The organism is Clostridium novyi NT (assembly GCF_000014125.1).
In the GTDB taxonomy this organism is placed as follows: domain Bacteria; phylum Bacillota; class Clostridia; order Clostridiales; family Clostridiaceae; genus Clostridium_H; species Clostridium_H novyi.
In genome coordinates, this window is record NC_008593.1 from 694,116 (window position 1) to 706,400 (window position 12,285).

Genomic DNA, 12,285 nt, shown 5'->3' on the forward strand with positions numbered 1-12,285 from the left:
CCCTTAAAATTATTAATTGATTTACTGTAACTTTATAATAAGATACATTTGTTACAACTATGTGACAGATAAAATATTATTCATCCAAAAGTATAGCGTTAATCTCTCCACCTATTAAAATAATTATAGAAGATAAAAATAGCCATACAAGAATAACTATTACAGCTCCAATACTTCCATAAAGCCTTGAATAATTAGCAAAGTTATCAACATAGAAGGAAAAGCCAAGGGATACTACAATCCATCCTATAGTTGCAAAAATAGCTCCTGGAATAACATCTTTGAATTTTAGCTTTCTACAAGGAGTGATTTTATATACTATAGCAAAGATAACAATCATAAAAATCAACATAACAAAGTATCTAAGTACATTCCATATAAAATACAAATTAATTGAAAGAGAAAGCATTGTTATGATCTTAAGTCCTATTATATTTCCAAGTACCAAAATAAAAAGAGAAAATATAATTAAAAATGTAAGTATTATAGTTGAGATGATTCCCATAAATTGAATTTTAAAAAAGGAACGCTCTTCTTCTTGTCCATAAGCTTTATTTAGCGCTCTTATTACTGCCTTAAATCCATTTGAAGCTATCCATATGGTTATTATAAAACTGAAAGATAATAAATTTACATTACTAGCTTCAAAGGTTTCATTTAAAATAGAATGAACTAAAGTATAGGCACTTTCAGGAATTACACTTTTTAATGTAATAATAATTCCTTCACTTTTAAGAGAACTAAAACTTGCTACAGTAAATAAAAAAATTAAAAAAGGAAAAAAAGAAAGAAGCAAACTATATGCAAGTTGAGATGCAAGTGCAAATATCTCATCTTTTTTTAATTTATAAAGTAACTTAAATATAAGATTTTTATTTTTTAATTTATTCAAAATTATAACCCCTTATCAATTTATTAATAATTCCTATTATATAAGAATATAACAGAAATATAACTTAAATGCATTAGAAGGAGGGTGAAATAATAAATAATGGAAAATTATATTTTGAAATATTAAATATAGAAATAAACTCAAAAATATCATAAATATAAAAAAAGTGTTATGCACTATTGCATTTTATGGTAAAATAGTTTAAAATCAATTCGATAAGGAAATATTTATGAAAAACATTATATTATTTTACCAATAGTAAATTAATTTACCTTAAAAACAGGAAAAATATATTACTGTAATACATAAAAATACAATACATATTTAAAAAAAAATACAAAAACTATATTTTATAAGGTATTAGTAGTAACATTTACCAGACATAAAATATTTATTTTTGTTGATAAATGGTATAAAAACCTATATAATATTAATTGTATTCATTATGTAAATAGAGTTTTAATTTTCATATGAATGAAAGTTAATGTTATTAAAGAAAAAATAACCATTATTTTTTCTTTAATATTAATAGTATCTTCTTTAATATTTTTATCTTTACCAATATAAAGGATTAATATTCATAGATACACAAAAAAGGTTAATAATTTTTTATTATTTTATAAATAAATTATCAAATGGGAGGGAACGAAAGTGATAAAAAGAAAAATGAGCTTACTTCTATCAGCTGTTGTAGTTGCATCAGGAGTAGGAATGGCAACACCAGCATTTGCTGCAAATGCCCCAAAACAATTACCAGCTATAAGCTATATAGCACCAGAACACACTATTGCTACTGACAATGTACCATTTACATTTGCATTAGAAGCTGCAAACTATGAAGGTGATGTTCAATACAGAATATTTGTTCAAAAAGATGGTGGAAAGTGGACAGAATTAACAGATGGATATACTGAAGCTGTTAATGCAAAAGTACCATATATTCCACAAATTAAAAAGAACTTATCAGCAGGAAAATATAAAGCTTCTGTTTGGGTTAAAAGAGCAGAAGTAAAAGAAGGAGTTAACAAAAATTCATTAGGTTCATATGATACTTATTATGTTAAAAACTTCTCAATTGGAACTGCTAAATCTTTAGAAAATAGAGTAAACTTAAATGATTTAGGAATCAAAGATACTTATAAAGTAGGAGAAAAAGTAACTCTTAAAGCTAAAGATGGATATAAGTATAAATTACACATCTATGATCCATCAGCTAAAGTAAGAAGAGATGGATGGAAGATTGACAACACTTATGAAACTGGTGATGCAACAAGCTATACATTCACAAAACCAGGAAAATATTTAGTAGACGTTTGGGGAATGACTAACAAATCTTCAGATGCTGCTAAAGCTCAAGGTTATGATGGATGGAAATTAAAAGTTGTAACAGTTGAAGAAAACAAAGACGAAGATGTTAAAGCTACTATCAAAATAGAACCAGGTTTAACTGCATTTGATAGATACGTTGAAGCAACTTTAAACGTAAGTGATCCAGAAAACTACAAAGTAACAGTTTGTGGAAAAGAATTAAAATATGTTGATAAAAATGGCAAGAAGTTCTTCCAAGGGGTAGTAACTGAAACAGACGAAAAAGAAATTAATGCTAATGTTAAAGTTGAAAAAATCAATGAAAAAGTTGAAGTTCCAAACTTTAAAGTTGAAGCTGTTGAAGCAGGATTAACTGCATTTGATAGATATGTAAAAGTAACATTAGACACTAAAACTCCAGAAAAATTCGACGTAACAGTTTGTGGTAAAAAACTACAATACGTTGATAAAAATGGAAAGAAATTCTTCCAAGGAGTAGTAACTGAAACAGACGAAAAAGAAATAAATTCTCATGTTGTAGTTACTGTAAAATAATAGACATTTTAAATAGAAACTAAATTATAAATATTAAATCAAAGGGTATTTTTAGGGAGGTAAAAATAATGTCAAATAATAAGACACTTAAAGTATTTTCTTCTACAGCAGTAGCAGGAATGATTGCTGCAGCAATGATGTCTTCACAAGCATTTGCAGCAGTAGATGCATACTCTGTTAAAGTTGGAGATGCAGTATATAAATATGATAAAGTAGAGCTTGAAAAATCTTTCTTAGATTCAAAAGCAGGTGAAAAATCTGCATTATATGAAGATTTCACTAAAAAATTAGCAGAAGCTAAAGGATTCTACGGATTTAATGATAACAAAAATGGACTTGTAGATTACTCTTCAATCGAAGCTAAATTCTTAGAAGCTAAGGGTGCAGGTCAAAAATTTGATGTCAATGCATTCACTGAATCAAAAGATGCTAAAATCGTAGAAGCTAAAGTTGTTAAAAAGGCAGTAGTTAAAGACGGAAAAGTTGAATATGTTGATGAAGTTAAAAAAGAAGATGAAAAAGCTGAATTATCAATTACTTCAGTTGAAGCTTTAAACTTAAAACAAGTTAAAGTTAACTTCAATAAAGCTGTAACCAGTTCTGATAAAAAAGACGATATAGAACAAGAAGATAACTATAAAATATTCAATGATGAAGATAAAGAAGTAACTGATGTTATTGATAAAGTCGAATTAGATAAGAGTGGAAAATTTGCTATAATTAATTTCAAAAATAGTAAAATTGGAAGAGAAGTAGATAAAACTGATCTTGGAATAAAAAATCAAGAAGAATATAAAATAGAATTTGAAGATAATATAACAGGAAAAGAAGAAACTAAAAAAGTTTTCTTTAAAGATTTTGAAGTATTAAAAGTTGAATCAATTACAGTTGTAGGTTCTGATTCTATTAAGGTTAAATTCTCTAAACCAGTAAAACCTGATGAAAATATGGATAATCAAGATAAAGAACCCGAATTAAAAGCAGATGATTTTGAAATAAATAATGATGATATATCTGTAAGCAAAGTAGAATTATGCAATAATAATACAGAAGCTATTATAAAATTAGGATATACGTTAACAGATGGACAAAAAATAAAAGTAAAAGTAAAAGGTCAAGTTGGAGATTTTAATGGCTTTGAAGTTGCTGTAAAAGAAGAAAATCTTGTTGTAAAGAAAAATTTAGCTAAGCCTGAAGTAGTAGGATACAAAAATATTAAAAAAGGTGAAGTTACTTTAATATTTAATGAAGAAATTAAATTTGATGGTGACGATAATAAAGAAAAGAAAATTACAGATGATTCAATTTATCATACTAATACTACAAATAAAGCTTCTAAAGCTACAATAGATGGAAAAGAGTTAAAAGTAGAATTTGAAAACTATGAATTACCAGCAGGATCAGCAAATATTCACATTAAAGCTGATTTCTTAAAAACTCTTTGGAATCAAAAGAATGAAAAAATAGTTGCACCAGTAAATAGAAAAGTAGATGATTCTGAATTAAAAGTTAATTCTATTGAGCAAGATAAAGATGATGCTAAACTAATCGAAGTTAAGTTCAATAAAGAAGTTGATACTAAGAAAGCTGAAGATACATCAAACTACAAGTTAGTAGACGAAAACGGAAGAAGCTGGAGCATAGACAATGCTGAAAAAGATAGTGATAATAAGAAAAAAGTTAAAATTAAAACTTCTAAGAAATTAGATAGTGGAAAATATACTTTAACTATTAAAGATGTTGAAGATGTTGACGGAAAGGCAATAAAAGAAACAAAAGTATCATTTAATGCTAATGAAAAGGATCCAAGAACTAGCAAAGATATTGAAGGTAAAGTTCACGTATATGGTGAAGGAAATAAACAAAAAATTATAGTGGATTTTGATACAAAGATGAAAGAATCTTCTATAAGAGATATTAAAAAATATTCTTTAGAATGCGTATCAGATTCAAAATACTTTAAAGGTGAAAAGAGTACTGTTTTAATTGATGATTTATATAATTCAGATATTAAAGTAATACAAAATGGCCATAAAGTAGAATTACAAGTGCCATACAAAGATAATAAAGATGATTCTTATGATTTAGCAAAGGATATTAAAGCTGGTAAAGAATTCAGAATTCATATTGGAAAAGTTGAAGATGCTAGTGGTAATGTAAATCCAGTAGAATTAATTGCTAAAGTTGAAAAATCAGATACTGTAGGAATTAAGAGAGAAGATGGAGAAGCACAATTAAAAGCTATTTCTACAGATAAAATTCAAGTTGTATTTGATGATGAATTAAAGTTCAAAAATGAAGATTTAATGCTTGTTTATGGAAATAACGGAAAGAAAAAAATAGAAAATGGAAAAGTTGTAAATGAAGTAAAAGTAGCTGCATGGGATCCTGAATCAAAAGATGGAAAAACTGTTGTTACAATGACTCTTGAAAAAGATGGAGACAACTATGAAAAATATGATGATGATAAATTAGATCATGTATTAACATATGATGGAAAATACAAAGGGGAACAAGTATATCTTGTGACTACAGAAAAAGAAGATGATATTAAGTCTGAAAATAAATATGACGCCAAATTACAAGCAGGTATTTCAGAAGCTGTAGTTGATCATATAGCACCAGCAATTATGGATAATAGCAAACTTAAAGAGGCTTCTAAGGATCCGTCTGTAGGCAAAAATGAACATGTAGTTATAGCTAAAGTTGACGAAACACCAGTAGTTGATGGTAAGAAGTTAGTTGTTGGTACTATAACTTTAACATTCGAAGAAGATATAAATCCAAATTCTGTAACTAACAATACATTTAAATTAGATGAACACAAGGATTATGAAGATTTAAGAATAGTTAACACTAAGGTTGATGGTAATAAGGTTATATTAAATGTTGCTGGTAAATTAGATGAAGATGATGATATTGATCAAGGATTTACTGTATCATTAAATCAACCAATAAGTGATAAAGCTATACTAGCTAATAAAGGTAAAGGAAATGAAATTTCAGAATTAACTGTTCATGTTGGAAATTCTAACGATAAAATTAAAGATAATAAGATAATTGAAGGACAATTACAAAAATATCTTGGAGCAGGTACTAAAGTAAATACTGATAAAAAAGAAATAACAATTGATGCAGCTAAAAAAGCTTCTACAGTACAATCAATAATTGATGAAGTTAAGAAAGATAATGAAAACTTAGGTCTTTTAAAATTCTTACAATCAGATGAAGATTTCAAAAAGGTATTAGAAAATTCATTTAAAGATAAGACAATGGAAGACATAAAGAAGATGACAGTAGAAAATTTCGTTAAAGAACTTGGAGAAGCTAAATTAGGCGGATATACTATAAAATAGTATAAAGTAAATCTTATAGCAGTAAAGAATAACAGGAATCAATATAAACTAGTTTATATGATTGGTTATTTAAATTATAATGATATTTAACACTAACCCAATCACCACTGAATCTAGATTGGTATAATTGAAGCAATTAAATTATAATTGAATAAGAATATAATAGAGCGGGTTCTTATTCAGCTATTATATGGATGAACGGAATTTAAGTAATTAACATTTCAAAATTCAAGCACATCAAATAAAATCAAATCACAAACACATAATGGTCAGATCTTATCACTGACGTTAGAAAAGATGCTAGTTCTTAGCATCTTTTCTTTTTTCATTATTTTAACTAAGAGAGGTGAAATTAGAATATGTTTGCGTCTATAAAAGTAGCATGGAGATTTTTAACTAAGAAAAAGCTTCAAAGTTTAGTTATAATACTGTCAATTGCAATTGCAGTATCTGTTCAGATATTTATTGGACTTTTAAGTAAGGGACTAGAAAGAACCTTATTGTTTAAAATAGTAGGAAATGCACCTCATATTACTGTTTATTCTAAAAATGGATCAATAGACAATTGGGATGATAAAATAGCCAAGCTAACGGCTAAAAAAGGAGAAATAGTATCCGCAATTCCTAATGTAGATACACAAGGCTATGTAAAACTAAAAGATATTACAGAGCCCATATTAATAAGAGGTTTTACTTCCGAAGATCTTAATAAAATGTACAAAATTAAAAGCAAGATATATGAAGGAAAATTATTTCAAAATGAAGGTGAAGCAATACTTGGAAGTGACCTAAAAGAAAGACTTGGAGTTAAGGTTGGAGATAAAATAAATATAACAACACCATGGGGAAAAAATAAAGAATTTATAGTTACAGGATTTTTTGATTTAGGAAATATAAAGTTAAATAAATCTTGGATAATGACAAGTTTAAGCGATGCTCAATATTTTTCTGGATTACAAAATGAGAATAAAATACGTTCAATTGAAATTTCAATAAATAATGTTTATGGAGCAGATAGTGAAGGAAAGATAGTAGAAAAGGTTCTTAATGATAAAGATTTAAAAGTAGAAAATTGGAAGCAACAAAATAAACTTATTGTAAGTGGATTAATGGGACAAAAGGTATGCACAATTGTAATACAATTTTTTGTACTCTTAGCATCTGTACTTAGTATAGTTAGTGTACTTAGTATAAGTGTTGTTCAAAAATATAAAGAAATAGGAATACTAAAAGCCATGGGTATGAAAAACAGTAAAACATCATTAATATTTTTCTTCCAAGCATTATTTATAGGTGTTCTAGGAACCTTAATAGGAATAGCATTAAGTATGCTATATATTAAAGGATTTAATAAGTACATATTAACAGAAGAAGGGGTTCCTTTGGTTAATATTATAATAAGTAGGAATTTTATTTTAAAATCAGCTACAATAAGTGTAATAGCATCAGTATTTGCATCTATATTTCCATCAATAAAATCCTTTAAGTTAAATCCTGTGGAGGTTATAAAAAATGGCTAACATAATAGAACTTAAAAATATAAATAAAACATATGGAAAAAGAGTAAAAACTAAAGTGCTAAAGAATATTAACCTATCAATAGAAGAAGGATCATTTAACTCAATTATAGGGGCCTCTGGTAGTGGAAAAACTACACTTTTAAATCTAATAGGAACTTTAGACAAGCCATCTAGTGGAGAAATATATATAGATGGAAAAATTATTAATAAGGTAGGTAGAAGAACTTTATCTAAAATGAGAAATGAAACCATAGGATTTGTATTTCAATTTCATTATCTTCTTCCAGAGTTTAATGTAATAGAAAATGTATTAATGCCAGGTAGAATTAAAAGCTTTTTTATAGGAAAGAAAAAAAGGCAAAGAGCAGAAAGTCTTTTAGAAATGGTAGGACTATTAGAACTAAAAAAGAAAAAAGTGTATGACCTATCAGGAGGGCAACAACAAAGAGTAGCAATTGCAAGGGCATTAATGAATAATCCAAAAATAATTTTAGCAGATGAACCAACAGGAAACCTAGATTCAAAATCATCACAAGAAATTTACAATTTATTTAGAAAAATAAACAAAGAATTCAATACTACTTTTGTAATAATTACTCATGATGAGAGAATAGCAGAAAAAACAGATAAAATTATAAAAATACAAGATGGAACAATAAAATTTTTGTGATATAATGTTACATATAATTCTTAGGGAGGTATAAAGATGAAAACAAAAAATAAATTTCTTATAATGTTATTATTTTCATTAATATTCATGTGTAATGGAAAAGCATTTGCAAGTGATAACTCAATAAAACAAATTGATGCACCTAAAAATCCAGTAGCAATAGATAAAAAGTGGAAAATAAATTTTTCTAAGCAATTAGATAAAGCAGCGTTAACAAAAGATGCTATAAAAGTTTTAGATAAGAACGGACAAGCAATAGATATAAACTTAATATTAAGTGGTGATGAAAAATCCGTTGAAGTAGTTCTAGCAAAATCAAAGTATACAAAAGGGGAAACATATTCAATTGTAATTACAAATAAAATAAAAGATAAAACAAATAAACCATTAAAACAAGAAACTAGAATGAGTTTTACAATAGAAAATGGTACAACAACTGGAGGTTCAGGTTCAAGCAGTTCTACTACAACTTCTGAAAATAAAGAAAGCACTGCAAATATAAATCCATCTATTAAGAAAGCACGTGAAGGTTTGGTTAAAATAAAACCATTATTAAAAACTGAAAATGAAAAACAGTTAGTAGATTATTTAATAAATACAATTGATGAAAGAGTGAAAAATCCATCATACAAAATTAATAGTGATGATGTAAAGAAAAGATATAGAAGTCTTTCATCAATAGAACAACAAGAATTCAAAAATCTTATTGAGTCAACATTTACTATTGGAGAATTAATGGATATAAGAGAAGCGTTAGGAGTTTAAATATTATTAAAAGTAAGACTAGTAGAAAGAAAGATCTATTAGTCTTTATTTTTAATGTCTAATTGGTAAAATATTCTAACATGACAAATTACGTATATTTATAAAGTTATGGTAAAAATAATCGAAATAAGCTAATATAGCATAAATATTCCTAAGATATAATTTACAATAAGGGATATATATAATATAATTAGTAAATAGAAGAATGATTACCATGGAATTAATAGGTGAAAAATGTTATAATTTACATATATAATTCCAGTTAACTAGAATGGAGGAAGCATAATGGAAGACGAAATAACATTAGATTTGCGTGATCTTTTTTTTGTTTTAAGAAAAAGATTTAAATTAATAGTATCCATTACTTTAATAGCAACAATATTATCAGGTATTATAAGTTTTTTTGTAATACATCCTACATATGAGGCAACATTAAGTGTTTTTATAGGAAAAAATGAAAATGAACAAAGTCAAAAGATATCATATAATGAATCAGATATTATGATGTATCAAAGACTTGTAAAGACTTATGCAACCATTGCTAAAACAAATGACGTTTTAGAACAGGTAATTGAAAAATTAAATTTAGATGTTACAACAAAAGAGCTAGATAAAATGATAGAAGTAACACCTCAACAGGATACTCAAATAATGGACATAAAAGTTCAAAGTAAAGATCCAGAAAAAGCAAGAAAAATTGCTGAAACTCTTACACCTATCTTTATACAAAAATCTAAAATTACAATACCAAATGGAAATGTTCAAATATTGGACAAGGTTCAAGTTCCAGAAAAACCTGTAAAACCGCATAAAGCTTTAAATGTAGCAATAGCCTTTTTCTTAGGACTTATGGTATCTATAGGGCTAGTTTTTGTACTTGAGTATATGGACAATACAATTAAAACACAGGAAGATGTAGAAAAGTGTTTGGATATTCCGGTACTTGGAACAATACCAAATCATTTATCAGAATAGAGAGAGGAGTTTTTTCATGCTTATTGTAGAAAAAGAACCTAAGTCCATTGCAGCAGAAGCATATAGAACTTTAAGGACTAATATACAGTATTCTTCATTTGATAAGGAATTAAAAACAATAATAGTAACAAGCTCAGGACCTTCAGAAGGAAAGTCTACAACATCAGGTAATTTAGCTTTGTCTATGGCTCAATCAGATAGAAAAGTATTATTAATAGATTGCGATCTTAGAAAACCTACAGTACATAAAAAGTTTCATATATCCAATGAAAAAGGATTGTCTAATTATTTAGTTGGAGAGGTCCCTTTTGAAGAAGTAGTAGTTAATTATAATGAAAATTTATATTTGCTTCCGGCAGGAACTATTCCTCCTAATCCAGCAGAAATGGTAGCATCTAAGAAAATGAAAAAATTCTTGGAATCTTTAAAAGAAAATTTTGATTACATTGTTATAGATACGCCACCAGTAATTGCTGTTACAGATGCACAAATATTATCCACAATAGTAGATGGTGTACTTCTTGTAGCTGCTTCAGGACAAGCTGAAAAGGAAGCTGCTATAAGAGCAAAGGAACTTTTATTAAAAGTAAAAGCAAATATATTAGGGGTAGTACTAACTAAGGTCCCTTTAAATGAAGGAAAAGGATATGGGTATAGTTATTATTACTATTACGGAGATGAAGATGAAAAGAGCAAGAAAAGGAGAAAAAGTAAAAAATGATAGATATTCATTGTCATATACTTCCTGGTATTGATGATGGATCAAAGGATATAGATATTTCTCTTGAAATGCTTAGAATAGCGGAGGAGGATGGGATTAGTAAAATAGTCGCGACTCCTCATTTTTATAGAGGACACTACGAAAATGAATATCAGGATGTAATTAAAAGTGTAGAAGAATTAAATAAATTGGCTAGTAAAAATAATATTGATGTAGAAGTATTGCCTGGGCAAGAAATATATTTAGATAAATATACTCTAAAGTATTACAAAGAGAAAAAATTAAAAGGGCTTAATGATACTAAATATATGTTAATTGAATTTTCAATGATGGATTATCCTAAAGATGCATTAGACATAATATATGAATTAAAACTACAAGGGATAAAACCAATAATAGCTCATCCTGAAAGATACATATATGTACAGGATGATTTAACTATACTAAATGACTTTATAAATGAACAATGTTATTTTCAACTAAATTCAGGAAGTATAACAGGAGTCTTTGGAAAGAAGGTACAAAAAACTTCCATGAAGCTCATTGAATATGGAGTTTGTGACTTTGTTGCATCAGATGCTCATACTTTAGGGCGAAGATCACCAAAATTAAAAGAAGCTTTAATGATTATACATAATAAAAATAAAAGTCTTTATGAAAAAATAATTGAAAATAATTGTGAAATATTAAATGATAAGGAAATATGTTATACAAATAAGAAAATTAAAGTAAAACGAGGATTTTTAGGGATTTTTAAGAGAAGATAAAAGATAAATGTATATATGTTACACAAATAATAAATTAGTGATACTATTATTTGTTACAGGCGGAATTAACCAAAAGATGAAGGGAGGTATAGTGTGGAGGAATTAAATTTAAATAAGAAAATTAGAATTAAAAGTCAATTTAAAAAGAGTACTTCCTATTTTGTTATAAAAAAAATAATTGATATAGTTGGATCTTTATGTGGCATTGTTATTCTATCACCAATAATGATAATAACTGCAATAGCTATAAAATTGGATTCAAAAGGACCTGTTTTTTTTTCACAAGAGCGTGTTGGTAAAAACGGTAAAATATTTAAAATGTATAAGTTTAGATCAATGATTATAAACGCAGAAGAAGTTTTATATAAACTTAAGGAAAAAAATGAAATGTCTGGTCCAATGTTTAAAATGAAAGATGATCCTAGAGTAACACGAGTAGGAAAATTCATAAGAAAAACAAGTATAGATGAATTACCTCAACTTATAAATATATTAAAAGGAGAAATGTCGCTAGTAGGACCAAGACCTAATTTGCCGAGTGAAGTTGAACAGTTTAGCGATTATCAGAGATTAAAACTTCTAGCAAAACCGGGACTTACTTGTTATTGGCAAGTAAGTGGAAGAAATAATATTGATTTTGAGGAATGGATGGAACTTGATATTAAGTATATAAAAGAAAGAAGTACTTGGGTAGATATAAAACTTATATTTAAGACTGTGGGAGTACTTTTGGGAGATGAAAATGCTGCGTAGGAA

10 protein-coding genes are annotated in these 12,285 nt (G+C 27.2%); 9 read left to right on the forward strand and 1 reads right to left on the reverse strand.

Annotated features, from left to right (window positions below; translation table 11 throughout):
• Nucleotides 1-76: 76 nt before the first annotated feature.
• On the reverse strand, nucleotides 77-892 hold the full coding sequence (locus NT01CX_RS03215) for a YihY/virulence factor BrkB family protein (RefSeq protein ID WP_011721605.1): 816 nt from the start codon (nucleotides 890-892) through the stop codon (nucleotides 77-79).
• A 651-nt stretch (nucleotides 893-1,543) separates the two neighbouring features.
• Between NT01CX_RS03215 and NT01CX_RS03220 the strand changes: the two genes are divergently transcribed.
• The 9 genes from NT01CX_RS03220 to NT01CX_RS03260 all read left to right on the forward strand — a co-directional run bounded on the left by NT01CX_RS03220 (nucleotide 1,544) and on the right by NT01CX_RS03260 (nucleotide 12,282).
• Nucleotides 1,544-2,755 carry a hypothetical protein gene (locus NT01CX_RS03220; protein WP_039225386.1) on the forward strand — a complete coding sequence of 404 codons (1,212 nt, stop codon included), beginning with the start codon at nucleotides 1,544-1,546 and terminating at the stop codon, nucleotides 2,753-2,755.
• 68 nt (nucleotides 2,756-2,823) lie between these two features.
• Nucleotides 2,824-6,111, forward strand: coding sequence for a hypothetical protein (locus NT01CX_RS03225; RefSeq protein WP_011721607.1), 3,288 nt, complete (start codon nucleotides 2,824-2,826; stop codon nucleotides 6,109-6,111).
• 359 nt (nucleotides 6,112-6,470) lie between these two features.
• Nucleotides 6,471-7,631 (forward strand): ABC transporter permease, encoded by a 1,161-nt coding sequence (locus tag NT01CX_RS03230; protein WP_011721608.1) that lies wholly within the window; start codon nucleotides 6,471-6,473, stop codon nucleotides 7,629-7,631.
• A complete protein-coding gene (locus NT01CX_RS03235; RefSeq protein ID WP_011721609.1) occupies nucleotides 7,624-8,301 on the forward strand; it encodes an ABC transporter ATP-binding protein in 678 nt (225 codons plus the stop codon). The genes NT01CX_RS03230 and NT01CX_RS03235 overlap by 8 nt, the downstream gene beginning before the upstream one ends.
• A 36-nt stretch (nucleotides 8,302-8,337) precedes the next feature.
• Nucleotides 8,338-9,066 (forward strand): Ig-like domain-containing protein, encoded by a 729-nt coding sequence (locus NT01CX_RS03240; protein WP_011721610.1) that lies wholly within the window; start codon nucleotides 8,338-8,340, stop codon nucleotides 9,064-9,066.
• A gap of 285 nt (nucleotides 9,067-9,351) precedes the next feature.
• Entirely contained in the window at nucleotides 9,352-10,041 is a 690-nt protein-coding gene (locus tag NT01CX_RS03245; protein ID WP_011721611.1) for a YveK family protein, read from the forward strand.
• Nucleotides 10,042-10,057: 16 nt separating this feature from the next.
• The gene (locus NT01CX_RS03250; RefSeq protein ID WP_011721612.1) at nucleotides 10,058-10,762 is read left to right on the forward strand and encodes a CpsD/CapB family tyrosine-protein kinase; all 705 of its coding nucleotides are present in this window, start codon (nucleotides 10,058-10,060) and stop codon (nucleotides 10,760-10,762) included.
• Complete coding sequence (locus NT01CX_RS03255; RefSeq protein WP_011721613.1) at nucleotides 10,759-11,529, forward strand: tyrosine-protein phosphatase; 771 nt, start codon at nucleotides 10,759-10,761, stop codon at nucleotides 11,527-11,529. Before NT01CX_RS03250 ends, NT01CX_RS03255 begins: the two co-directional genes overlap by 4 nt.
• A gap of 93 nt (nucleotides 11,530-11,622) precedes the next feature.
• On the forward strand, nucleotides 11,623-12,282 hold the full coding sequence (locus NT01CX_RS03260; protein WP_011721614.1) for a sugar transferase: 660 nt from the start codon (nucleotides 11,623-11,625) through the stop codon (nucleotides 12,280-12,282).
• Nucleotides 12,283-12,285: the final 3 nt, after the last annotated feature.

Coding starts and splice junctions, on each gene's coding strand:
- NT01CX_RS03225 (WP_011721607.1), top strand. CDS start 2,824: ATGTCAAATAATAAGACACTTAAAGTATTTTCTTCTACAGCAGTAGCA.
- NT01CX_RS03230 (WP_011721608.1), top strand. CDS start 6,471: ATGTTTGCGTCTATAAAAGTAGCATGGAGATTTTTAACTAAGAAAAAG.
- NT01CX_RS03235 (WP_011721609.1), top strand. CDS start 7,624: ATGGCTAACATAATAGAACTTAAAAATATAAATAAAACATATGGAAAA.
- NT01CX_RS03240 (WP_011721610.1), top strand. CDS start 8,338: ATGAAAACAAAAAATAAATTTCTTATAATGTTATTATTTTCATTAATA.
- NT01CX_RS03245 (WP_011721611.1), top strand. CDS start 9,352: ATGGAAGACGAAATAACATTAGATTTGCGTGATCTTTTTTTTGTTTTA.
- NT01CX_RS03250 (WP_011721612.1), top strand. CDS start 10,058: ATGCTTATTGTAGAAAAAGAACCTAAGTCCATTGCAGCAGAAGCATAT.
- NT01CX_RS03255 (WP_011721613.1), top strand. CDS start 10,759: ATGATAGATATTCATTGTCATATACTTCCTGGTATTGATGATGGATCA.